General features: G+C 72.8%; 11 protein-coding genes. 2 read left to right on the forward strand and 9 right to left on the reverse strand.

What is annotated here, in order from left to right; translation table 11 throughout:
• Nucleotides 1-33 precede the first annotated feature (33 nt).
• The gene (locus tag WMF45_RS47160; RefSeq protein WP_437713461.1) at nt 34-4,065 is read left to right on the forward strand and encodes an amino acid adenylation domain-containing protein; all 4,032 of its coding nucleotides are present in this window, start codon (nt 34-36) and stop codon (nt 4,063-4,065) included.
• Between the two features lie 49 nt (nt 4,066-4,114).
• Here WMF45_RS47160 and WMF45_RS47165 read toward each other — a convergent pair whose 3' ends face one another.
• From WMF45_RS47165 to WMF45_RS47185, 5 genes are all read right to left on the reverse strand, one after another.
• Nucleotides 4,115-6,352 carry a molybdopterin oxidoreductase family protein gene (locus WMF45_RS47165; RefSeq protein ID WP_437713463.1) on the reverse strand — a complete coding sequence of 746 codons (2,238 nt, stop codon included), beginning with the start codon at nt 6,350-6,352 and terminating at the stop codon, nt 4,115-4,117.
• On the reverse strand, nt 6,352-8,100 hold the full coding sequence (locus tag WMF45_RS47170) for a DmsC/YnfH family molybdoenzyme membrane anchor subunit (protein WP_437713465.1): 1,749 nt from the start codon (nt 8,098-8,100) through the stop codon (nt 6,352-6,354). The genes WMF45_RS47165 and WMF45_RS47170 overlap by 1 nt, the downstream gene beginning before the upstream one ends.
• A gap of 119 nt (nt 8,101-8,219) precedes the next feature.
• Nucleotides 8,220-8,618 (reverse strand): nitrite reductase small subunit NirD, encoded by a 399-nt coding sequence (gene nirD, locus WMF45_RS47175; protein ID WP_437713466.1) that lies wholly within the window; start codon nt 8,616-8,618, stop codon nt 8,220-8,222.
• 37 nt (nt 8,619-8,655) lie between these two features.
• Complete coding sequence (gene nirB / locus WMF45_RS47180) at nt 8,656-11,196, reverse strand: nitrite reductase large subunit NirB (protein WP_437713468.1); 2,541 nt, start codon at nt 11,194-11,196, stop codon at nt 8,656-8,658.
• Between the two features lie 383 nt (nt 11,197-11,579).
• Complete coding sequence (locus WMF45_RS47185) at nt 11,580-14,327, reverse strand: ATP-binding protein (protein WP_437713470.1); 2,748 nt, start codon at nt 14,325-14,327, stop codon at nt 11,580-11,582.
• Nucleotides 14,328-14,413: 86 nt separating this feature from the next.
• Between WMF45_RS47185 and WMF45_RS47190 the strand changes: the two genes are divergently transcribed.
• The gene (locus WMF45_RS47190) at nt 14,414-15,343 is read left to right on the forward strand and encodes a ketopantoate reductase family protein (RefSeq protein WP_437713472.1); all 930 of its coding nucleotides are present in this window, start codon (nt 14,414-14,416) and stop codon (nt 15,341-15,343) included.
• A gap of 208 nt (nt 15,344-15,551) precedes the next feature.
• Here the strand turns inward: WMF45_RS47190 and WMF45_RS47195 are convergent, their stop codons facing one another.
• The 4 genes from WMF45_RS47195 to WMF45_RS47210 all read right to left on the reverse strand — a co-directional run bounded on the left by WMF45_RS47195 (nt 15,552) and on the right by WMF45_RS47210 (nt 25,042).
• Nucleotides 15,552-16,784: a hypothetical protein gene (locus tag WMF45_RS47195; RefSeq protein ID WP_437713474.1), complete on the reverse strand. Its 1,233-nt coding sequence runs from the start codon at nt 16,782-16,784 to the stop codon at nt 15,552-15,554.
• A 505-nt stretch (nt 16,785-17,289) separates the two neighbouring features.
• On the reverse strand, nt 17,290-17,886 hold the full coding sequence (locus WMF45_RS47200; RefSeq protein WP_437713476.1) for a DUF488 domain-containing protein: 597 nt from the start codon (nt 17,884-17,886) through the stop codon (nt 17,290-17,292).
• A gap of 62 nt (nt 17,887-17,948) precedes the next feature.
• Nucleotides 17,949-23,243 (reverse strand): hypothetical protein, encoded by a 5,295-nt coding sequence (locus tag WMF45_RS47205; protein WP_437713478.1) that lies wholly within the window; start codon nt 23,241-23,243, stop codon nt 17,949-17,951.
• Complete coding sequence (locus WMF45_RS47210) at nt 23,240-25,042, reverse strand: ATP-binding protein (protein ID WP_437713480.1); 1,803 nt, start codon at nt 25,040-25,042, stop codon at nt 23,240-23,242. Before WMF45_RS47210 ends, WMF45_RS47205 begins: the two co-directional genes overlap by 4 nt.
• Nucleotides 25,043-25,077: the final 35 nt, after the last annotated feature.

A 25,077-nucleotide genomic window follows, 5' to 3' on the forward strand; every position in this document is an offset into this window, starting at 1 on the left:
TCGTCCTCTGCAGTTCAACGGGGGGGTTCGATCATGCGCGCTCACGCGTCACAGGCATCTCTGTCCCACGCACCGGGGGAGCTCCCGCGCGAGCTCCCCGCGCTCGATCTCGCGACCGATCGCCCACGCCCGCCCGCGCCTTCGCCTTCTCGCGCGTCGGCGTCGCGAGAGCTGCCGCCTCGGCTCACCCTGGAGCTCGACCGCGTGCGACGGGGCTCGGGCGCGACGCTCTTCGTCACCCTGCTCTCCGCCTATGCGGCGCTGCTCTATCGCCATACCGTTCAGAGCGAGATCCTGATCGGGACACCCTGGCCTCGCCGCGGCGGCCCGTCGGGCTGGCGCGCGGCACCAGAGCCTCTCCATCCGCTCGTCCTTGGCGCCCGCATCGACGAGGAGCTCGGCTTTCGAGACCTCCTCGCGCAGATCGCCGCGCAGATCGCCTCGGCCGAGGCCCGCCGCCACGTGCCTCTGGACCAGCCGCTCGCAGGGCTCGGGGCGGCGGAGGACACAAGCGATCACCCGACGTTCCAGACCACCTTCGAGCTCGTGCGACCCGGGGATGTCCTGCGGCGCGCCGCGATCAGGGCGGCGACAGCGGCGAGGCGCCCGTGCGCCGGCCCGGCCGCGCCGGTCGATCTGTCGCTGTCCGTCACGGCGCTGGAGCGAGGGCTCGTCGCGACGATGACGTACAGCACCGACGTGTTCGATCCCGGGACGATCGAGCGGATGCTGGACCACCTCGGTCTCCTGCTCGCGGGCGTCGCGGAGGACGCCGAGCGGCCGATCGCCGAGATTCCCCTGCTCACGCCGGAGGAGCGGCGCCGGATGACCGTCGCCTGGAACGCGACGCAGACCGCCTATCCGCGCGACGCGTGTGTTCATGCGCTCTTCGAGGAGCACGTCGCGCGGACGCCCGACGCCATCGCCGTCATCGAGGGCGACAAGGCGCTCACCTACCGCGAGCTGAACCGCCGCGCCAACCGGCTCGCTCATCGGATCTCCGCGCGCCGCGCCGGCCCCGACCTGCGCGTGGCCGTCCTCGTCGAGCGATCGTCGAGCGCGCTCGCCGCCCTGCTCGGCGTCCTCAAGGCCGGCGGCGCCTACGTGCCCCTCGATCCCAGCACGCCGGACGAGCGGCTGCGCTTCATGCTGGAGGACGCGGCGGTGAGCCTCGTCGTCGGGCAACGAGCGCTGCTGACACGGCTCGACTTCCGCGGGGACGTCATGTGCCTCGACGAGGAGGACGGCGCGCCCGGCGACGACAGAAACCCCGCCATCCCTGCTGCCGCGACCGATCTCGCCTACGTGATGTTCACCTCGGGCTCGACCGGCCGGCCCAAGGGCGTGGCCGTCCCGCATCGAGGGGTCGTCCGCCTCGTACGGGACACCGGGTATGTCGCGTTCGGGCCGTCGGATCGCGTGGCGCACGCCTCCAGCCTCTCGTTCGACGCGTCGACGTTCGAGATCTGGGGCGCGCTGCTCAACGGCGCTTGCCTCGTCATCGTGTCTCACGAGACGCTGCTGTCGCCGGAAGCGATGCCCGCGCTCCTCCGGCGAGAAGGCATCTCCGTCCTGTTCCTGACCACGGCGCTCTTCCACCACCTCGCGCGTGTGAGCCCGGACGCCTTCCAGGGGCTCTCCTACCTCGTCGTCGGCGGCGACGTGCTCAATCCGAAGCTGTCCAGAGAGGTGCTCCAGAAAGGCGCCCCGAAGCACCTCGTGAACGGCTACGGTCCGACCGAGAACACGACGTTCTCCACGGCTCACCTCGTGCGCGCGGTCCCCGAGGGCGCTGCCCGCGTGCCGATCGGACGGCCCATCTCGAACACGCGCGCCTATGTCCTGGACCGCCGGCTCCAGCCGGTGCCGGTGGGCGTCCCCGGCGAGCTCTACGTCGCCGGCGACGGGCTGGCCCGAGGCTACCTGAACCGACCCGATCTGACGGCCGCGGCGTTCGTCCAGAACCCCTTGCCCGAGGAGCCGGGAGAGCGCCTGTACAAGACGGGCGATCAGGTCCGTTATCTGGCCGATGGGTCGCTCGATTTCCTTGGGCGGATCGACTGCCAGGTGAAGATCCGTGGCTTCCGCGTCGAGCTCGGCGAAATCGAGGCGGCGCTGTGCGCGTGCCCCTCCGTGCGCGAGGCCGTGGTGGTGCTCCACGAGCACGCGCCCGGCGACATGCGCCTCGTGGCGTACGTCGTCTCGGACTTCGGCCTGGGCGGCCCTCCGTCGCGCCCCGCGGGCTGGGATCGGTGGCAGGGAGCGGAGCCCGGCGTGGACAGCAGCGGCCCCGTGAGCAGCGGCCCTGCGTCCCGCGACCTGTCGAGGAGCCTGCGCCGGTCTCTGCAGGAGAAGCTGCCCGACTACATGATCCCGGCCGCGTTCGTCGTGGTGCCCTCGCTGCCGCTCACCGCGACAGGGAAGGTCGATCGCCGGGCGCTGCCGCCGCCCGACGCCGGCCGGCTGCACACCGGAGCGCCGGAGAGCACCCGCTCTCCGATCGAGCGCCGGGTGGCCGAGATCTGGGCGTCCGTCCTCCATACCGACCGCCCTGAGGTCGATGATGACTTCTTCGAGCTCGGCGGAAACTCCCTCCTTGCGGCGCAGGTGCTCCTCCAGGTGCGCACGGTCTTCCACGTCGACGTGCCCGCGCGCCGGCTGTTCGAGTCACCCACCCTGGCGGGGCTCGCCCGCGCCGTCGAGGAGGCGCGGCGCTGGAAGGCGCGCGGCGCCGCCGCGTCGATGGGCGCGATCGACCTCCGCGCCGAGGCCGTCCTCGCTCCCGACATCCACCCTTGCGGCTCGTTCGTCGACACGGGCGCTCCGCCTCGCCATGTCTTCCTCACCGGCGCCACGGGGTTCCTGGGCGCCTTTCTCGTGCGCGAGCTCCTCACGCAGACGCGCGCCACGATCCATTGCCTGGTCCGCGCTCCCGACGCCGCCGCGGGCCTGGCGAGGATCCGGCGGAGCCTTTCGGCCTATTCGCTCTGGGATCCCGCGGTGAGCGCGAGGATCGTCGCCGTGCCCGGCGACCTGAGGGAGCCGCTGCTCGGGCTCACCCCGGCTCGCTTCGAGGCGCTCGCGCAGCGCGTCGACGCGATCTACCACGCCGGCGCCGAGGTCAATTACATCAAGCCGTACGCGTCCCACAAGGCGGCGAACGTGCTTGGGACACAGGAGGTCCTGCGGCTCGCTTGCCTGGGCCGGACGAAGCCCGTACATCACGTCTCGACGATCGGGGTCATCGGCCAGATCGGCTATTTCACCGGCGCCCAGACCGTGCGGGAGAGCGACGATCTCGATCGCTGGGTGGACCACCTCCACACGGACATGGGGTATTCCCAGAGCAAGTGGGTCGCCGAGAAGCTCGTGTGGATCGCGCGCTCGCGCGGGGTGCCCGTCACCGTCTTCCGCCCCGGGTCCATCCTGGGCCATAGCCAGACGGGCGCCGCCAACGTGACCGACTTCGTGAGCAGGATGATCAAAGGCTGCGTCGAGATGCGCTGTGCCCCCGACCTCCCGGCGCAGAGCAAGGAGCTCGTGACGGTCGACTACGCCAGCCGGGCGATCGTACACCTGTCCTGCCTGCCAGGTTCGCTGGGGAAGGCGTTCCACCTGGTGCCCCCGCCGCCTCGGCGGCTCGATCTGAACGGCTTCTTCGATCTGCTCGTCTCCCGCGGCTATCCGCTCGCGCGGCTGCCTTACGCGCAATGGTGCGAGCAGCTGCTGGCGCTTGTACGGCGATCGGGCGACAGCCCGTTCCTTCCCCTCCTGCCGATGCTGACCGAGAAGGTCCACGGCGACCTGACCCGATGGGAGCTGTACGCGCGGATGCCTGCCTTGGACTGCCAGAACACGATCGACGGGCTGGCCGGCACGGCGATCGCGTGTCCCTCCATGAACGCCCGGCTGCTGGACACGCTCCTGGCGTATTACCTGCGCAGCGGGCACCTGAGCGCCCCGGCGCCGGTCGAGAGCGGCGTGCGCCAGGCCGTGCCGAGGGCCCGCGGCCCGCTGCGATGGCAAGACGTCGCGCGCCTGCCGCGGCGGGGCGCGACCGGCTGAGCGCGCCTCCCCCGCGCGCCACGCGCGCTACTCGCGGAGGCCGCGCGGACTACCCGCGATCCTCTTCCCGACGCACCTTCACCGCGCAGGCCTTGTACGACGGCTGCCGGGAGTACTGGTCGAAGGCCGGGAACGTCAGCTTGTTCGTGATCTCGTAGTGCATCGGCACGAAGATCTCCCCGGGCTTCACCGAGTTCGTGACGAACGCCCGCGCCTTGATCTCCGCGCGGCGGGACGCGATGACGACCCACTCGTTCATCTCGATACCGATCTTCTTCGCGTCGACAGGGCTCAGCTCGACGTAGATCTCCTTCGGATAGAGCCGCTGCAGCACCGCCGACTTCTTGGTCCGCGTCTGCGTGTGCCACTGGCTCGAGCTCCCTCGCCCCGTGAGCAGCGTGAACGGATACTGCTCGTCGGTCGGCTCCGGCAGCTGGCGGGGCGCCTGGAAGGCGAACTTCGCCTTCTGATCCGGGCGGTAGTACTGGCCGTCCTCGAACAGCCGCCGCTCGTTCGTCTCGAAGGTTGCCCCCTCGGGGTAGGGCCACTGGATGCCGCCGCGCTCGTCGAGCATCGTGTAGCCGTCGATGCCCGTGATGTCGCACGGCTGCCCCTTCGAGAGCCGCTTCATGATCTGGAAGACCGCCTCCGGGCTCTTCCACTCCTTGAACAGCTCGCCGCAGCCCCAGTACTGGGCGACCAGCTGGAAGATGTGAAAGTCCGCCAGCGCCTGGCCCGGGGCGCGCGCGACCTTCTTGACGAGCCCGATGCGCCGCTCCGAGTTGATGAACGTGCCCTCCTTCTCGGCCCAGGAGGCCGCCGGGAGGACGAGGTGGGCGCGCTCCGCCGTCTCCGTCGTCGTGTACATGTCCTGCACCACGAGGAACTCCAGGCGGCCGAGGAGCTCGTGCAGATCCTCCTGGTTGATCCAGGAGTGGGCCGGGTTCGTCGCGATGATCCAGAGGCCCTTGATCTTCCCCTTCAAGATGCCTTCGATGATCTGGTCGTAAGCCAGGCTGTTCCGGGTCGGGATGACCTCCTCCGGAACGCCGAGGATCCCCGCGATCTTCTTCCGGTGCTCCTCCTTCGTGAAGTCGTGGCCGGCGAACAGGCCCGTCGTGTTGCTGAACATCCGCGAGCCCATCGCGTTGCACTGGCCCGTGATGGAGTTCGCCCCGGTGCCGGGACGGCCGATGTTGCCCGTCATCAGCGCCAGGTTGATGAGCGACTGCGCGACCCGCACGCCCTCGTGGCTCTGGTTGACGCCCATGGTCCACCAGAACGACACCCGCTTCCCGTTGTGGATCTTCTCCGCGAACGACGCGAGCTGCGCCTCGCTGATCCCCGTCGCCTCGGAGACCCGCGCCGGCGTGAAATCCTCGACGTGCGCCTTGAACGCCTCGAAATCGACGGTGTGCGCCTCGATGTACGCCGGGTCGATCCACCCGCGCTGGATGAGGATGTGGGCGATTCCGTAGAACAGCGTCAGATCCGACTTCGGATTGAGCGCGTAGTGCGCCGTCGCCGCCATCGCCGTCTCGGTCTTGCGCGGATCCACGACGAGGATCTCGGGACGGTTCTTGTTCTTGCAGAGCCGCTCCCACATGATCGGGTGGGCGATGCAGAGGTTCGAGCCGACGAGCACCACGACGTCGGACTCCTCGAAATCGCGGTACGTGTAGGGCGGCGCGTCGAACCCGAACGCCTCCTTGTACGCGACGACCGACGTCGCCATGCATTGCCGGGTGTTGCCGTCCCCGTGCAGCATGCCCATCCCGAACTTCGCGAGCGCCCCGAGGAAGGCCATCTCCTCGGTGACGATCTGCCCGGTGCTGATGAAGGCGACCGACTCCTTGCCGTGCGCGTCCTGGATCGCCTTGAACCGATCGACGAACGTGCGGAGCGCGACGTCCCACTCCACGCGCTCCAGCTTGCCGCGCGCGTTCCTGAGGAGCGGCGTCGTCGCGCGATCGGTCGCGCGGAGCGGCGTGAGCGCCTCCCAGCCCTTCGGGCACGCCATCCCGAGGTTCACGGGATAGTCCGTGTTGGGCGAGAGGTTGATCGCCTCCCCGTCCTTGAGGTGCACGTTCAGCCCGCACCCGGTCGAGCAGAACCCGCACACGACCGTCGTCGTCTGGTCGGGCTTGAGCCGCGCAGGCACCCTCCCGAGGCCGAACTCGCCGGGCGTGAGCAGCAGCTCGCGCGTCAGCGGCCCGTTGCGCTGCAAGAGGAGGTTGTCCGCCTGCTTGGGCGCCGGAGACGGCTTCTTTGGATCGGTGGTCGTCATCAGGAGAGCCCTCCGGGCATCTTGGAGGCGGGCGCCGCTGCGAAGAAGAGATACCGCTCGAGGAACTCGCCCGCGAGGCAGAACAGGAACGCCACGACCGCCATCGCCATCAGAACTTCAGAGCTCACGCCGCTGTTCGGCGCCGAGAAGAGGCTGAGCGCCGGCAGGACGATGCCGCCGAGCGCCCCGCAGGCGAAGCGCCAGCCCGTCGCGCCCTTCAGCTCCCCCGTCATCAGGATCGCGCTCCGCTTGAGCGTCGAGTGGCTCCGCTTCCGGAGGTGCCGGAACATCGACAGCTCCACGAGCAGCTTGAGCGCCGTCACCACGCACAGGAACGCGCTCAGCGCGCGGAAGCCCCGGGTCAGGAGCAGCGCCGCGTGCTCGGCGCTCAGGAGCAGCCCGATCATCAGGACCGTCGAGCTCCCGAGGATGGCCGCCGTCGTCGCGAACTTGAAGCCCGTCAGCGCCCCGCGCCAGTGCTCCCGCTGCGTCGCGGCGTACACCATCACGGAGCAGAAGACCCCGAGGAGCCCGCTCAGCGCGACAGCATACGAGAGCGGCGCCTGCAGGTGCTCGATGGGGGGCAGCGCCGAGAGCACAGGGAGCGCGGAGATCGACGGGAGCGCAGGCAGCCAGAAGGACGCCGCGTACAGCGTCGCGGCCCCGGCGAAGAGCGAGAACCCCAGGATCTCCCGGCTGAGCCACGACGTCTTGAGCCCCAGGAAGGCCCGGAACGCGAACTGCGGCCGGCCCAGGTGAAAGAGGCTCGCCTTCAGCGCGGCGATCCCGAAGACGAGCGCGAACGTGGCGCTGTGGCCGCCGAAATCCCGCGTCGCCTGCGCGCCGAGCAGCTCGTTGAGGGCCAGGCTCACGCAGAACGCGCCCACCGAGAGCTGCGTCAGCACCAGCATCGCGACGAGCGGAGGGTGGGAGTGCTCCCGGCTCACCTGGTAGAAGTCCGCGGGGAGCATGTTGCGCGGCAGCGACTTCTGCGTCTTGTAGGTCGTCGTCGGGATCGTGATCTCCGGCGCCGCCGCCCCCGGCAAGAACAGGCTCGTCTGGCTCTCTTGCACGGCCTGCTGCTGGTCGACCATCGTGATCCGGATGGCGCCGTTCGGGCACGACTGCACGCACGCCGGGGCCTCGTCGTTGGCCAGCCGATCGCTGCACATGTCGCACTTGCGCACGATCCCCCGCTCCGGGTTGAACTTCGGAGCGTCGTAGGGACACATCAGGATGCAGTACTGGCAGCCGATGCACTGGTCATCGAGGTGCTTGACGATGCCGGTGATCGGGTCCTTCTCGTAGGCCTTGACCGGGCACCCCGTCATGCACGCCGGGTCCAGGCAATGGTGGCATGCCGTCGTCACGCTCTGCTGCGCCGGCGCCTGGGGCGTGCCGCCGTGGAGGAGCCCGACCGAGCGCCACACCTCGTTGTCGTCGAGGCCGTTCAGGCTGTGGCAGGCGGTGACGCACGCCTTGCAGGCCGTGCACGCGTCGAGGTCGACCTCGAAGCCGTACTGCTGCCCGGGCTTCGGCTTCTCGAGCGGGATCAGGTCACGGTAGTACTTGGACTGCGCCGGGAGCGCGTGCTCCTCGTGCATCCTGGAGAACTTCTCGACCGCCGTGAGCTTCTGCTGGTCGGCCAGGAGCGAGTCCAGCAGGCTCTTGTTGTTGTCGTGGATCTTCGGCGCCGAGTTGACGATGGGTAAGCGAAAGTGAGTGTCCGAGACCTTAGCAACGCTCATCGAAATTCCCTGTTTACCCGGCGCGGAAGCCCAGCCCCGAGAACTCCAAGAGAGACACCGCGAACGGCGGCGTGCCCGCTGCACGGAAGCGCCTGGCGCTGGCTCGCCAGGTCATCCCGTCAGCTCGCCGCCGCGAGCGGCTCCGCCGCGGCCTGGATCTCGACCCGCCCGTTCCGGACGCGGGTGGGATACACGGGGATGAGCACGTTCGGGTCGTCCAGGCACTGACCCGACCGCAGATCGAAGTTCTGCTTGTAGATCGGAGAGGCGATCTTGGGGACGCCCCCCTTGTCTCCGACGATGCCGCGGGAGAGGACGAACGCCTTGCTGAACGGGTCGAAGTTGCTGATGGCGTAGATCTCCTCGCCCTCGCCGACCCGGACCAGCGCGATCTGGCGCTTCCCGACGAGCGCGCAGACCCCGGTGTTCGGGATGATGTCCTCTACCCCGCAGACGTCGACCCAACCCTGGGCCGTTGTCTCGCTCCGAGGCGCCTTCGAAGTGTGCAGCTCGCTCATGACGGTTTCCCTCAGACAAGGCCACTCGGCCCTGCTGTCAGATCATCTCCTCGACGAGGTTCGACTTCTCCTGCCACGCCGCGGGGCGGTGCTGCGCGCGCTCGCTGACGAACACGATGCTCCGGTCGGGCTCGCCGACGTTCACGAACTGGCGGAACTGCTTGAGCTTCTCGGGGTCGTTGACGGCGGCCTTCCACTCGCACTCGTAGGTGGCGATGAGGTGGGCCATCTCCTTCTCCAGCTCGTCACAGATGCCGAGCGAGTCGTCGATGATGACCTGGCGGAGGTAATCCATGCCGCCCTCGAGGTTGTTGAACCACACCGACGTGCGCTGGAGCCGGTCCGCCGTGCGGATGTAGAACATCAGGAACCGATCGAGGTACTTGATGAGCGTCGCCTCGTCGAGATCCGAGGCGAAGAGCTGGGCGTGCTGGGGCTTCATCCCGCCGTTGCCGCAGAGGTAGAGGTTGTAGCCCTTCTCCGTCGCGATGATGCCGAAGTCCTTGCCCTGCGCCTCGGCGCACTCGCGCGCGCAGCCGGACACCGCGGACTTCAGCTTGTGGGGGCTGCGCAGCCCCTTGTAGCGGTTCTCGACCGCGACCGCGAAGCCCACCGAGTCCTGCACGCCGTAGCGGCACCAGGTGCTGCCGACGCACGACTTCACGGTGCGCAGCGACTTGCCATACGCGTGCCCCGACTCGAAGCCGGCGGCGATGAGCTCGCGCCAGATGTCGGGCAGCTGCTCCAGCCGCGCGCCGAACAGGTCCACGCGCTGGCCGCCGGTGATCTTCGAGTACAGGTTGTACTTCTTCGCGACCACCCCGAGGGCGATCAGCTGATCCGGCGTGATCTCGCCGCCCGCCACGCGCGGGACCACCGAGTAGGTGCCGTCCCGCTGGACGTTGGCCAGGTAGCGATCGTTCGTGTCCTGCAGGGGAAGGTGCTTCTTGCTCAGGATGTGCTCGTTCCACGTCGATGCGAGGATCGACGCCACCGCGGGCTTGCAGATCTCGCAGCCCTTGCCCTGGCCGTGGCGGGTGAGCAGGTCGTCGAACGTCTTGATCTGGTGGATCCGGACGAGGTGATAGAGCTCCTGACGCGAGTGGTTGAAGTGCTCGCAGATGTAGTTGTTGACCGCGACGCCGGCCTTCTTGAGCTCCTTCTTCAGGATGTCGGAGATCAGCGTCGTGCACGATCCGCAGCCCGTGCCGGCCTTGGTGTGCCCCTTGATGCCGGCGACCGTGACGTGTTTGTCGTCGCAGATGGCCGAGCAGATGGCCTTCTTCGTGACGTTCAGGCACGAGCAGATCATGGCGGTGTCGGGCAGCGCGTCGACGCCGAGGCCCGCCGGCTTCGCGCCGTCCCGCGCCGTGACGATGAGGTCCTCCGGGTGCGGCGGGAGGACGATCTTGTTCTGCACGAGCTGGAGCAGCTGGCCGTAGTTCGCGGCGTCGCCGACCAGGATGCCGCCGAGGAGGAGCTTGCCGTCCCCGCTGACGACGAGCTTCTTGTAGACGTTCGACGTCGCGTTCATGAAGCTGAGCACGCGGGCGCCCTGCTGGGTCGCGAACGCGTCGCCGAAGCTCGCGACGTCCACGCCCATCAGCTTGAGCTTCGTGCTCATGTCGAAGCCGCTGAAGGTCTCCTTCCCGCCGGTGATGGCGTCGACCGCGACCTTGGCCATGTGGTAGCCGGGCGCCACCAGGCCGTAGAGCTGGCTGTTGAAGCTGGCGCACTCGCCGATGGCGTAGATGTCCGGGTCCGACGTCTGACAGCGCTCGTTGATGGCGACGCCGCCGCGGTTCCCGAGCGCGAGATCACACGCCCTCGCGAGCTCGTCCCTCGGGCGGATACCGGCCGAGAAGACGATCATGTCGGTCGAGAGCTCGCTCTGGTCGGCGAAGACCATCCTCGCCACGCGGCCGTGCTCCGCGACGATCTCCGTCGTCGACTTGCTCGTGTGCACGTTCACGCCGAGCGACTCGATCTTCGCCCGGAGGATCGCGCCGCCGGCGTCGTCGACCTGGAGGGCCATCAGGCGCGGCGCGAACTCGACGACGTTGACCTGGAGGCCCATGTTCTTGAGCGCGTTGGCCGCCTCCAGCCCGAGCAGGCCGCCGCCGATGACCGTGCCGACCTTCGCGACCTTGGCGTAGGCGTCCATGGCCTCGAGGTCGTCGATGGTGCGGTAGACGAAGCAGCCCTTCGCGTCTTTGCCCTTGATCGGCGGGACGAACGGATACGAGCCGGTGGCGAGGATGAGCTTGTCGTAATAGACCGTCTTCCCCTTCGCCGACGTCACCGCCTTCTTCCGCCGATCGATGGAGACGGCCTTGTCGTTGAGGTGGACCTGAATGCCCGCCTCCTCGTAGAGGCCGGGCTTGACCATCGAGAGATCGTCGGCCGATTTGCCGTTGAAGAAGGCGGACAGGTTCACCCGGTCGTAGGCGAGCCGCGGCTCCTCGCAGAAGGTCGTGATGTTCCACTCGCGCAGGAAGCCACCGAGAACCATGTTCTCGATGAACTTGTGCCCGACCATGCCGTTGCCGATGACGAGGAGGTCCTTCTTCTTGCTCATGAAACCCACCTTTGGACCCGGTGAGTCCTTCTCACCGTCACTGCCGCGCTGCCGTCCGAACCAGGCGTCAGCCACAGTCCCGGACCAAAAACTGTGTACTGTGGGCTCTGTTTCGCAACTGTTTCGCAGGAATAAATTGTCGGCCCGACGGCGCGCTCGGCCTCTTACACAATGGCCTCTGCCACCTCATGCCACCTCTGTTTCATGCATGTTTCGCGGCTTTTGACGGGCACAACAAGGCCCCGAGCGCGTCAGCCCGCGTCAGCGCCGATGAAAGGAAATGGGCGCGGCGTTCAGAACTGGAAGAGCCTGTTTCAGCGATGTATCGCGCGCCTGGCGGGAGGCGCGGCTGCATTGCACTTCTGAAATGGAGCGCGGGCGAATCAGCCGCGCGGGGCGGCTTCGGCGAGCAGGGACAGGAGTTGCTCCGTCGCGACCGGCTTGGTGAGGTGCGCGTCGAAGCCGGCTTCGCGCGAGCGGCGGCGGTCCTGGTCTTGCCCGTAACCGGACAGGGCGGCGATGTAGGCGCGCGTGAGCTCGGGCTCGGCGCGCAGGCGCCGGACGACCTCGTAGCCGTCCATCCCGGGCAGGCCGATATCGAGCAGGACGAGATCGGGCTTCGACGCGCGCGCGGCCTCGAGCGCCGCCGGGCCGTCGTGGGCCATCGAGACGGCGTGGCCGTGGAGCTGGAGGACGCGCCGGAGGCCGTCGGCGGCGTCGACGTTGTCGTCGACGAGGAGGACGTGGAGGGGGCGCGTCCTGGGCCGCGGAGGGGCTGCGCCGGGCGCCGGCGGAGCGGGGGCTTCGGCGGGCGCGCTCGGCGCGCCGGCGAGCGGGAGCCAGACGCTGATGGCCGTCCCCTCGCCGGGGCCCCCGCTCAGCGCCTCGACGCGGCCGCCGTGCAGCTCGGCGAGCCGCTTGACCAGCGTGAGCCCGATCCCGAGGCCGCCCTGGGAGCGGTCCAGCGTGCGCCGGGCCTGCATGAACGGCTCGAAGACGCGCGGGAGCAGATCGGCGGAGATGCCGACGCCTGTGTCGGTCACCCGGATCCGCGCGTCGCCGTCGACCGCGGTGCAGGCGAGCGAGACGCGGCCGCCGGGGTTCGTGTACTTGATCGCGTTGTTGAGGAGGTTCACGACGACCTGCTCGAGCCGGACGCGGTCGCCGTGCACGAAGACGCCCGGATCCACCGACAGGACGAGATCGTGCCCGCGCTGGACGAGCAGCGGGCGGACCGACTCGACAGCTGTCTCGACGACCGAGGCGACGTCGAGCCGCTCCCGCTTCAGCTCGATCTTGCCCCGCGTGATCCTCGAGACGTCGAGGAGATCGTCGACGAGCCGGACGATCGTCTTCACCTGCCGCTCGAGGGTCGCCAGGATCTGCCCGTCGTCGCGATCCACGCGCTCGCCGGCGCTCATCTGCGCGCTCATTTGCAGGAGCTCGAGGCCGGTGGTGATGGGCGCCAGCGGGTTGCGGAGCTCGTGCGACAGCATCGCGATGAACTCGTCCTTGCGCCGGTCCGCCTCGTGGGCCTCGCGGTAGAGCCGGGCGTTCTCGAGGGCGACGCGCCGCTCGCGCTCGACGAAGGCGGCGCGCTCCTCGTGCAGGCGGGCGCGCTCCAGGGCCTGCGCGCACTGGCGCGACACCGCGACCAGGAACTCCCGCTCTTCCTGGTCGAACGGGCGCGGCTCCGCGAAGCTCAGCCCGAGCACGCCGATGGGCCGCTCCTGGACCACGAGCGGGACACAGCAGAGCGACACGGTCGCGCCGGACAGCACGGCGCTCGCGATGCGCGGGTAGCGGGCGGAGCACTCCTCGCGCGAGCGCAGCCAGACGGGCGCGCCGGTCCGCAGCGCGTCGGTGAGCGGGAGGGCGGCGTCGAGGGGCATCTGCCGGAAGCGCTCGACGGTCCCGCGCCCGTAGCCGACCTCCTTGAGGCACTGGAGCCCGTCGCCCGCCGTCACGACGATGGTCCCGGCGTACGCGCCCGCGGCGGCGACGCCGATGTCGACGACGACCTGCGCCACGGCCTCGCTGGTGAGCGCGTCGGCGAGCGCCGCGGTGATCCGCTGGAGGCCGGCCATGCGCTGCGCCGCGCGCTCGGCGGCCCGGCGCGCCTCCTGCTCGGCCAGGAAGCGCCGCCGCGCCTCGGACTCGGCGTCGCGGGCGATGTCGTAGAGGCGCACGCGCTGCAAGGCCACCTCGATGCGCTGCGAGAGCTCCTCGGCGAAGGCGAGATCGGCGGCGTCGCAGGCGCGATCCACCTCTGCGGACGCGAGCGTGAGCGCCGCGAGGACGCACCCGTCGCCGCGGATGGGCACGATCACCGCGGAGCGGCAGCCGAGCTCGCGCAGGGCGGCGAGGTGGTCCGCGCCGGCCAGCGCGGGGTCGGCGAGGTCGGGGAGGAGCCGGCCGTGGCCGCCGTGGAGCACCTCGTGCAACAGCGACGTCCGCGTCCCGGGCTCGGGCAGCGGGCCGCCGAGCCGGGCCAGCCGTGCTGCGAGCTCCGCCTTGGCCGGATCGGCGTGCGCGACGACCCGCGCGTGGACCGAGCCGTCCGGTTCGAGCGTGTGCACGGCGCACAGATCGGCCACCGAGGTGACGGCGAGGGCCGCGACGCGCCGGAAGCCCGCGTCGCGGCCCTGCGCCGGATCGAGCGCGGCCGACGCGTCGGCCAGGAAGCGCCGCGCGTCCTCGGCGCGCTTCTGCTCGCTGACGTCCGAGACGAGCACGAAGAAGCCGCGCACGTCGCCGCTCGCGCCGAGGTGGGGGATGTACTGGATGCGCACATGGCGCCGGCGGCCGTTCCGGTAGCTGAGCCGCGACTCGAAGTCTTGCGGCCGTCCGGCGAGCACCGCGGCGATGTGCGGCTTCACGGCGGCGTAGGCGGCGTCGCCGATCACCTCGCGCACCTGCCGGCCGACGACCGAGCCGCTGTCCTCGCCGAACCAGCGCTCGTAGGCCCGGTTGACGACGCCGTAGCGCTCGTCGCTGTCGATATACGAGATGAGCGCCGGCAGGGCGTCCAGCAAGCGCTGGAGCTGCTCGGCTTCCATCGTCACGCTCGGCTCGCCTGCGCTCATGAGGCCGCTCTCGTGCGCCGTGGCGGGGGCTTCCGGCCTACGCATGTGGGCGTAGGCATATCCGCAATCCTTGCTGGTCGCCACTCGCCGGTTCCCTGCGGTCCGGCTCGAGCGTGCTATGGTCGCCGCCGATGCGGATCCTCGTTGTCGGCGCGGGCGCGGTGGGCGGCTATTTCGGGGCGCGGCTCACGCTCGCCGGGGAAGACGTCACCTTCGTCGCGCGGGGCGCGCACGCCGAGGTCATGCGGTCCCGCGGGCTCATCGTCCGCACGCCGTCCGGCGAGCTGCGCACTCCCCCGCTCCGTGTCGCCCCGCTCGACGGGGCGCGCGGGCCGTTCGATCTCGCGCTCATCGCCGTGAAATCGCCGTCGCTCGCCGCGGTGAGCGCGAAGCTCGCCGGGCTGCTCGCCGCGGACGGCCTCGCCGCGCCCCTCCTGAACGGGCTCGACTCCGAGGACGTTGTCGCGCGCGACGTCGGCGCGCCGCGCGTGATCGCCGCGATCGCGTACATGTCCTCGGGCGTCTCCGGGCCTGGCGAGATCGAGACGCTCGCGCCGACGCGCGCCGGGCTCGCGCCCTACCGGCCCGGGCAGGAGGCGCGGGTCGAGGCCACCGCCGCGCTGCTCGAGCGCGCGGGCATCCCGGTCCGCCGCGGGGCGGACCACCGCGCCATGCTCTGGGAGAAGATGGTCTGGAACGCCCCCTTCAATGCGATCTGCGCGCTGACCGGCCAGCGCGCCGGCGTGGTCGCGGAGCGGATGGAGGACCTCACCCGGGCGGCGATGCTCGAGGTGATCGCGGTCGCGCGGGCGGAAGGGGCGGAGATCTCCGAGGCGACGGCGGACGCGATGCTCGCCCTCACGCGCTCCGAGTTCCCGCTCACCGAGCCCTCGATGCTGCAGGACGTGCGGGCCGGCCGCGCGACGGAGGTCGATATCCTCCAGGGCGCGGTGGTCGAGCGCGCGCGCCGGGCCGGGGTCGACACCCCGGTGCTGCGCACGCTCGCGACCCTCGTCCGCGGCCTGTCGCCGCGGGCGAGCGCGCCCTCCGCGGGCCGATAAACAGACGTCGCGCTCGCGACGGAGAGGGGATGGCGACGGCGGCGCGCGCCGCCCCCTGGGCGCGTGGGAGCCCTGGGAAACGCGTCGTCGCGACCGCCACCGCGGTGTCTCGGGTGCTTCGAGGAAGGAGGGTTGAGCGCGAGGCGCTCATCTCACCTCCTGGAGATCGAGGGGAGATGAGATGAGCGCCTGTCTTGAGACGCAGCGATCAGGCGCCGCCGCTGCCGCCCGCGCCGCCGCTGCCGCCCGCGCCGCCGCTGCCGCCTGCGCCGCCGGCGCCGCTGGTGCTGGCCGCGCTGCTGGTGCTGGCCGCGCTGCTGGTGCTGGCCGCGCTGCTGGTGCTGGCCGCGCTGCCGCTGCCGCCCGCGCCGCCGCTGCCGCCCGTGCCGTCGCTGCCGCCGGCGCCACCCGCGCCACCCGCGCCGCCGGCGCCACCCGCGCCGCCGGCGCCACCCGCGCCGCCGGCGCCGCCCGTGCCCTCGTTGCTCAGCGGGTACAGCGGGTCGAGGCAGAAGAAGCCATCAGGCGTCTCGGCGCACTCGTCCGGTGCCTTGCAATCGCCGTCGTCCTCGCACGGCGTTTTCGTGAAGATGCAGAAGCCGTTGTCCGGGAGGCGGAAGTCCTCGCAGCGGCCGTCCGGCAACAGGCAATCGTCGTGCGCCTTGCACGCCTTGGTGCAAGCGCCGAAGTCGCCGGCGCCGACGACCTCCGCGAACTGGTAGAGGCAGAGACCGTTCTCGAACCCGCCGCAGTCGGACTCGAACACATCGCCGCCGAAGCCGCAGAACTCGGTGCATGCGCCGACGTCGCCGGGGAAGCCCACGCAGTGTCCGGCGCACGGATCCTCGTCGGCGTCCTGGTCGCACGCGGCCCCCATCGGCAGACCCTCGTGGGGCGCGTCGACGCACGCGTTCTGCCTGGGATCGCAGCTGCGGCCGGAGTCGGAGCACTGGGAGTCGGAGCCGCAGTTCGGCATGCAGACCGACACGCCGTCATCCACCTCCTCACAGCGCAGCTCGTCGCGGCCGTGGCACTTGAGCGGGTCGAGCTCCTCGTCGAGGGCCGTTATCACGGGCTCTCCGAGGACGCAGCCCAGGTAACAGATGCCATTGAGGCAGGCGCTGCCCTCGCCTTCACAGTCGCCGTCGTCGGCGCACTCCATCGTGCAGTACCCGCCCGCAGGACCGGCGTCCCCGTCCGACTCGAGGGCGCACACGCCGTCCGGCCCGCAGTCGGCGTCGGCCGTGCAGCGGGTGCCGAGGAACTCGGCCCTGCTCCCGCCCCCGCTGGTGCTCACGGGGCCTCCCGATGATGAGCTCGTGGTCGACGAGGAAGAGCCGCCGCCTGCGCCCCCGTCCGAACCGTCGTCGCCGCAACCGATGAAGCCTGCAGAGAAGGCGACCGAGGTGAGCAGGATCGCCGAAATGCGTTGCACTTTCATTACTATCTCCCGAGCCAGGAGGCCCTGCCCACATCGGGCGCGCCTTCATGTGATTTCGGGACGGTAACGGAATCGGTGCAGCTCCGCCATACCGGACGGGCGGGGGCGCGGTCGATGTCGCGCTCCGCGGAAAGCCCCCGTGGGAGCGGATGGCGCTCCAGGTGAGCCGGGATCAGGACGTCAGTGCGACGACTGATGGTCTATTTTTCAGGTGATACCCGACTGGACCGCTACGCGGATTTTGTGATTTTTTGACACGCACCGCGCGGCCCTCGGGTCGGCGCCGGTGAGCGGCCAGCGATACCGGAGGTCGATCGCGGGCCCTTGTGCCAATCGCCGTCCGCAGGAATGCGGCGCGCTTCCGGAGCGGCTCGACGAGGGTCACCTCCAGGTCCGGCGGCGCCGCCCGGGGGTCATGCCCGCAGGGGAGCGCTGGAGCCGGGCCGGGGGATCCGGCGGCGCGGGGCGGCCCGCCTGCGGCCCGCGGCCACCTGGCCGGCCGGGATCACCGCGCGCGGCGCGGGCGCGGGTGCTCGCGCTGCGCGCCGGCGCCGCCGAGCGGCAGCGCGCGCTGCGCGCCGACGTCGTAGATCAGGTGGCCGGCGCCGTCGGGGCGGGCGGCGGGGTTCAGCGCGTGCGGGGCCTGCGCGCCGGGGCCGAGCAGGTGGACGACCGCGAGCCCGCGCGCGACGAGGGCGTCGGCGATGAGGCGGCGGTGACACCGCCACCAGAGCGTCTCGGCGCACAGGAGGGCCATTCGCCGTCCAGCGCGCGCTTCCGCCTCGAGCTCGGAGAGCGCGCCCTGGAACGCGGCGGTCTCCATGTGATCGGCGTAGGCCCGGAAGCTCGCGTTCTCCCAGGCGACGTGCGGCGAGTCGGCCCGCCCGGTCCGCCGTCCGCCGAGGGCGTCGCCGCGGAAGACGTAGGTCACCCCGAGCCGGGGCAGCGCCTCGGCGAGCGCGGCGCGGCCGAGGTGAGGGGAGCGGCTCGATCCCGGGAACCTCCGGACGTCGACCAGCGTGTCGGCCGGCCCCTCGCCGAGCAGCTCGACGAGCTCCTCCAGGCTGCGGGTGCCGTGGCCGACGGTGAAGACGGTGTCCACGGGGCAGAGCTTTGCGCCCCGGCGGCGCGCGGGCAACGCCGGGAGCGGGGCGCCGGCGCGCGCTACCCGATGGAGCGCAGCAGATGATCGAGCGCCCGGCGCTCCTCCGCGTCGGTGACCGACTTGAGCGCCCGGTTCACCTCGCCGACGGCGGCCGCCGCCAGCAGCGCGACGGCCGCCGGGTCGGGCGCCCCGCGCGCGCGCAGCCACGCGAGCGCTTCGTGCTCGGTGTTGACGACGATGTGGCTCCGGCTCGCGTCGTAACGGATCGGCCGCCCTGAGCGGCCCTCGACGACGGCGCGCACCGGGGACCCCTCGAGGTTCATCCGGACGATGGCCTCGTGGAGCGCGGCAGCGAGCGGGCTCGCGGCCGCCGCCTCCTGCCCCTCGGGCGTGGCGCCGGGCACCGGCGCCGCCTCGCCGCCGAGCAGGCCGAGCACGCTGCGCCACAGCGCGATCGCCCAGGCCCGCGCGCCGCTCGAGTCGGGCGGCGCCTCCGCGGCGGGCGCCTCCGCGCCGCCCGTGGCGGCGGGCGCCTCCGCGCGGCGGGCGCCCGCGGCGGGAGGGCCCGCGCGCGCGGCGGGAAGGCCCGTCCCGGAGGCGGGCCCGATCTCCGCCGCGATCGCCACGGCCGGGGCGGGCGTCGCCGCGAGGGCGCCGAGCTCGCGCAGCGCGCCGGGGGCGGCGCGGTGGCGCAGCACCTCGACAAGCGGCGAGCCGTCGTCGAGCAGCACGAACGGCGGCGAGCCGTCCGGGAAATCGCCGTCCGCGCTCCCCCGGCGATCGGTGATCCACAGGCAGCCGCTCGCCGCGAGCTCGGCGCGGACCGCCGCCGGGCCGACGCTCTCCCCGGCGGAGGTCCGCGCCGCGAGCTTGCCGCCGGAGAGGCGGCCGAGCAGGTGCAAGTTCCACAGGTACGGCGCCGCGGCCGCCTGATCCGAGAGCTCGGCCGCCATGGAGGCCGCGGCCTCCATGGCGAGCTCCGCGATCGCGTCCCAGCGCGCCTCGCGCGGCGGCCACACGAGGAGCCTCCCCTCGACCGGCGCGAGCGGAGCCACGCCGGTCGTCCCGGGGCCCACGCCCGCCCCGCAGCGCAGCGCGAGCGGGGTGAAGCCGTCGCCGTTCTCGCCGAGGATCGCCGCGGAGGGCGCGGCGACGAGCACCTCGGGCGCGCGCGGCCACCGCGCGGGCAGCCACAGCGCGCCGGTCACGAACAGCGGCCGGGGCCAGGTGGTGGCGACGTCGATCCACCGCGTCGCGAGCGCGTCGCCGGGCGGCGCGAGCCGGGCGCGCAGCCACCGCGCGGCGGCGTCGCGCACCGCCTGCCGGAGCCTCGACGCGTCCCCGCGGGCCTTGAGCCCGTCGAAGGCGCGGTTCGGCTCGAGCGCGTCGTCGTTGACGGCCGCGCACAGGGGCCACCCGTCGCCGGCGTCGAGCGCGCAGAGCGGGCGGCGCCCCACGTGCACAGCGATGCCCGCCGCCCCGGCGTGCTCCGGGGCGAGCAGGCCGATCTCGCCGTGCGCGGGCGGCGCGCCCTCCTGCGCGCCGGCCGGCCGCTCGAAGGGCACGATCGCGAAGCACGCCGCGCGCGCGGCCGCGTCGAGGCCGACGGCGGCGAGCGGCGGCGCCGTGAGGCGCTCCTCGGCCGCGCGATCGCGCGCGACAGCGTCGGTGATGTCCGTGACCATCACGGCGGTCGCGAGCTGCAGCCGCTCGGGCCTGCTCAGCGCGAGGACCGGCCGCTCGTAGCGCTGCTTCGGGTAGGGCGGCGGCGTCGAGGTGCTCAGCCACTCGGCGCGCGGGTCGCGCCGGAGGTCGTCGAGCGAGAAGAGGTTCCCCTCGATGTCGTGGAAGAGCGGCGCGCGCGCCGCCTCCGCGACGACGCGCTTGCCCTGGGCCAGCGTCTTCAGGACGGCGCGGCGCGCGTGGCCCCGCGCGAACGGCGGCAGCTCGTCGAAGCGCGGCGCCAGCGCGATCAGGTGGCGGCCGGCGGCCTTCGCGAGGCGCGTCAGGATCGCGCGCGAGGCGTCCCTCGACGGGTCCGCCGCGCCGGCGCGCAGGAGGAGGCGGAGCGGGATCGGCAGCTCCACCTCCACGCGCCGCTCCGCGCCGTCGGGGCCGACGAAGCGGGCGTCCGACACCGGCCCCTCGACGATCTCGATCTCGCCCTCGAGCCCCTGCACGCCGAGCGCGGCGGCGCTCACCCGCAGCAGCGGGTGCGAGGGCGCGCCTGGCAGCGCGAGCGGCGCGCGCGGCGGGCCGGCGGCTCCGCGCGGGCCCTGCTCCTGCTGCGCCTTGCCGGCGGACGCGCGGCGCTCCTGCTCGGCGGCGGCGCGCTGCCGCCGCGCCGGCACCCCGCTCTGCGCCAGGAGCGCGCGCCCGCCGGCCCACCGGATCAGGGCCGCGCGCTCTCGCGGGTCGCTGGCGACGAGGGGGTGCCAGGAGAGCGTCTCGAAGCCGGGTGCCGCGTCGAGCACCGGGATCGGCGCGGGCGCCGGGTGCGTCGCGTCGAGGGTCTCGAGCGAGCACGCGACCTCCTGGCCGCGCGCGTCGAGCATCCCGAGCAGCGGCACGCGCCGGATGCGGGCGGCGAGCTCGCTCGGGGCCGCCTCGAGGGGCGCGCTTCCGAGCGCCCGCGCGCGCGCCTGGAGCGCCTGCACGCTGTCGAGGAGGTAGGCGCTCACGCGGGCGTCGGGCCTGCCGCGCGGATCGCCCCGCAGGCCGAGCCGCGCGCGCGCCGCGGCGTCGCCCTCCAGCGCGGCCACGAGCGCCTCGAGGAGCGCGCGCTCGACCGCGTGGACGGCGGCGTTGTTGCGCGGCGACAGGAGGCCGTCCCAGCCGCTGTTCGGCGCCGCCGCGTCGTCGTCGATCGCGATGGCGGCGGGGCCGAACAGCGGCGCGGCCTCCAGGGTGGCGAGGGGCCGCGACGCGTGGTGCCACACCTCCACCGTCGCGTCGCTCGGCGTGGCGAGGGCGAGGAAGCCGGGGCCGCTGACCTCGAGGACCGGCGCGCCGGCGGGGATCGCCCCGAGCCTCTCCAGGGACGCTGCGAGCGCGCGCCGCCGCGCCGGCCCTCGCGCCGCGAGCTCGTCCTCGGTGAAGAGCCCCGGGCCGTAGGGGACGAGCTCGCGCTCCGGCAGCGCGGCGGCGAGCCAGTCGAGCTCGCGCTGCGAGACGGCGAGCACCCTCCTCCGGTCGGCCGCGCGCCCCCGCGCCCCGGGCGGCGCCGTGCAGAGGCCGCGCGCCGCCCGGGAGAGCGCGGAGAGATCGCTCACGCTCACGAACCACCCCGCCGTGAGCGTGGGCCAGATCCGCGCGTCCAGGAGGCCTCCGAAGCGCTCGGGGGCGAGGCCGTCGTCCGGGAGCGGCGCCGCGCCGCCTCCGTGCCCGGGGCCGCCGTCCCCTGCGCCGAGGCGCGGAGGGGCGCAGAACGCCGCGCCGATCGCGGCGCGCAGCGCGGGCCTCACGCGCGCGAGCTCGCTCTCGGGCGCAGGCGCGGGCGTCGTCGAGCGCGCCCCTTGCCGAGCGTCGCCCGGGCCGAAGAGCCGCTTCGCCTCGCGGTCGGCCGCGGCGATCGCGAGCTTCAGCGCGTGGCGGACGGCGCGCCAGAAGCGCGCGTCGCGCTCGACCCCGTCGTACGCGAACCGCGGCCGCACGCGCCCCTTCCAGGCGAGCGCGATCTCGACGGGCAAGGGGACGGCGGCGGGATCGAGCTCCACGGTCTCGAGGTGCCGCCCGTCGAAGAACACCCGGACCTCCGCGCCGCGCGGGGGCTCGCGGGCGTCGGCGAAGACCGCGAGCTCGCCGCGGAGGCCGGCGAGCGGCCCTTCGTCCACCTGGAAGGCGTCGCGGAACGCGTGCTCCGGGGAGGGCGGCACGACGGGATCGCCGACCGCGTGCAGGAGGAACGCCCTGCGGCGCTCGGCGCCGAGCTTCGCTTGCTCGATCATGGCCTCGGCGTCGGCGAGCTGGAGCCCGGCGAGCGCGCGCTCGACGAGACCCCCCGGGCTCCAGACCACGTCGCCGGCCCAGGGGGCGAGCTCCTTCGGGAGCCTCGCGTCGCCGCGCAGGAGGAAGAGCCGCGGCGCGTCGTGCGCGTCGAGCGCCGCGAGCGACGTCGGCCGCCCGCGCCCGTCGCGGAGCAGCGGGAGCTCGCGCACGGCCCGCGCCTCGGCGGGCAGCTCGGCGCCCGCCCGCGCTGCCCCCGTCGCGACGCAGGCGAAGGCCGCGAGCGCGTCCGCGAGCCGGTCGCGGTCCTCGTCGACGACGAGCGCGCCGTCGGGGACCGCGCCCTCGCCGCAGACGAGCGCGGCGAGGGCCTGGATGGCGTCGAGCAGCGCGCCGGCCGCCGCCTCGCGGAGCCGCGCGCGGAGGGGCGCGTCCTCGCGCACCGCCGAGCGCGACGCGTTGGTGGGCAGCGCGTCCGCGTCGACGACGACGCGGACCGGGAGCTCGACGCCCTGGTAGGGCTCCGAGGGGAACCGCGGGGCGAAGCTCCAGCGCTCGTGGACGAGCAGCACGCCGTGCTCGAGGTAGTCGACGGCGGGGAGGCCGGACGGGAAGGGAGCGGAGATGGGCGCGGCGAGCGGCCGCGAGCGGGGCGCCGAGCTGGCCGGACCTCCTTCGGGCTCGGGGGGCGCGACGATCTCCAGCGCGGCGCGGCGCGCGCCGCGCACGTGGAACGGCACGCGCACGAGCACCGCCAGATCGCCGCTCGGGAGAGCGCGGCGCAGCGGCTCGCCGGCGAGCGCGATCGGGATCGGGAAATCGCCCGTGGCCGCGGCGAGGTGCGCCAGCTCGGGCGGGCTATCGCCCGTGATGGCCCGGCGGAGCACCGACCAGCCGAGCCTCCGCCGCACCTCGATGCGCAGGCCGGCCGCGGGCATTCCGGGCGGCCTCGGGACCTCGTCGCAGGCGGGGCCGGCGGCCGGCGCGGGGGCCTCGGCGGGCGCCTCGATCAGGGCGGGCGTGAAGCGCACGCGCGTGCAGCTCGCGCCGCTGGCCTTGCGGGACGGCCCGGTCGTGAGCAGGTCGACGCGCGCCGGGCGCAGCCCGAGCGCCGCGTTCACGCCGAGCGCCAGCAGGCGGAGCCTCCGGGACGCGGCGTCGGGCGCGGCGTTGAGCACGTGGTCGAGGAGGCGCTCCAGGGCGGGCCCGTCGGGCGGTTCTCCGTCGAAGGTCACGACGACGTCGTCGGCGTCGTAGCGGAGATCGATCTGCGTCGCGCCCCCGGCCGCCGCGGCGCGGACGAGCTCGAGCAGGTAGAGGTCCAGGTCGACGAGCAGGTGCTCCCTGAGCTTCTGGACGGCGCGGCGGGCATCGACGCGGATCGCGCCGCGGGCGACGACCCGGCTCATCGCGGCGACCCCCTCGGCGCGGGGCGCGGGCCGCCTGCGGGCGCCCTCTCGCCGCGCGCCGCCCCCGCGCGCGGCGGCGGGCTTGCCGAGAGGTCGAGGAGCCGGTCGCTGTCCTCGGGATCGAGCGGCCCCTTGGCCTCGACGAGCAGCGCGCGGGCGAGCAGGTTGCCGGCGGTCACCGCGTCGACGGCGGCGCGCCTGCGCGCGAGGGCCACGGAGTCGCTCTCGATGTTGAGGTAGAGGGCGTGTCCTGGCGGGAAGCGCGCCGCGCGGCGCACGACCTCGCGCGCCGCGTGGCAGCTCTGCTCGGGCCCGGCGCGCTCCCCGCTCCCGGGCAGGAGGAACCCGCTGCGCTGGCGGAGGGCGCCCTCGACCTGGCAGAGGCTCACCCGCGCGACCCCGTGCCGGGCGCGCGCGAGCGCGTCGGCGATCACCTGGAGGAGCGCGGCGTCGGCCGCGCGGGCGCGTTTCGGCTCCTCGTGCACCTCGCGGACGAGCAGGTAGGCGGCGTGCGCCTTCTCGACGCGCGCCGCCGGGAAGCACCGCTTCAGCAGCGCCCTTGTCGCGGGGTGGTTGCACAGCACGACGGGCAGCCCGCTGCGGGCCATGGCCGCGGTCAGCGCGTCGGATCGCCTGGCCACGAGCAGCGGCTCGCGTCCCGGCGCGAGCGCCCGGAGCCCCGCGCGGCTCCGGTCGCCTGCGACGGGGCTCGCGAGCGGGAACGGGATCTCGTCCGGATCGAGCGCCGTCGGCGGCGACAGCGCCGCCTCCAGCATCGCCGCGTAGGCGGCGGCGCCCTCGGCCTCGCCGGCGGCTGCCGCGGCCGCGGCCTGCGGGAGGCGGGCGGCGAGCTCGCGCCGGAGCGGACCTTTGACGAGCTCCCGCACGCGCGCGATCGCCTCCCAGAAGGCGTCGTCGCGGCGCACGTTATCGCGGCTCAGGGTGTGCTGGAGGTGGGGGCTCATCACCTTGAACCGCACGCCCGAGAGCCCGCTGAAGAGCTCGTCCGCGGTCTCGAACAGGGTGAGCCCGCGGTTGTAGAAGCCGGCGAAGCTCTGGCCGTGCTCGACGGCGGGGTCCCCGCTCGTGGGCTGCGCGAGGTGCTGAGCGCCGGCGGAGGGGCCGACAACGACGGTGGTCTCTTCCTCGACGGCGGTCACGGAGACGGGCGCTGCGATGGAGAGTGGTGTGTCGATGCGCACGGCGCCCGTCCGGGAGCCCCCCTCGTGGTCTGCGATGCTGAGGGTGATCTCGCGGTCGGCGTGGCGGCACCACCGGCGGAGCGCGGCGTGCGCGCGGCGTGCGTGCTCCACGAACGCTTCCCGGTCGAGCCGCTGGATCAGGGTCACGCGCGTGCCGCTGCCCTGGCGTGGTCCGGCGTCCTCGAGCTCGTAGCTCGTGTCGCTGTGCAGCCGGAGGAGCCATGCCTTTCCGTCGCACCACGTCTCCACGTCGACCTGCTCCGGCTGGAGGGCGAACACCGAGACGAAGCCGACGCCGTATTTCCCGATCTTCGTCGTGTCGTCTTCCTTCGACGAGCTGAAGAGGGTGAGCAGCGGCCCCTCGATGTCCTCGCGGCTCATGCCGCACCCGTCGTCGGTGACCGAGGTAGCGCAGGCGCCGGGCAGCGCCTCGACGCGCACGTCGATCTTCCGCGCGCCGGCGTCCATGCTGTTCTGCACGAGCTCCCGCAGGAAGGCGTAGGGGTCGGCGAACTGCTGCACCATGTCGGCGACCGGGCCCGGGGGCGGCGGCGGGGGCGCGGCGCGGTCCTCGCGAGAGGAGCGGTAGGGTGCCATGCGTCCTGCGAGGTTATCACACGGCGGGAGCCGCG

Source organism: Sorangium sp. So ce448, assembly GCF_051520915.1.
GTDB lineage: Bacteria > Myxococcota_A > Polyangia > Polyangiales > Polyangiaceae > Sorangium > Sorangium cellulosum_B.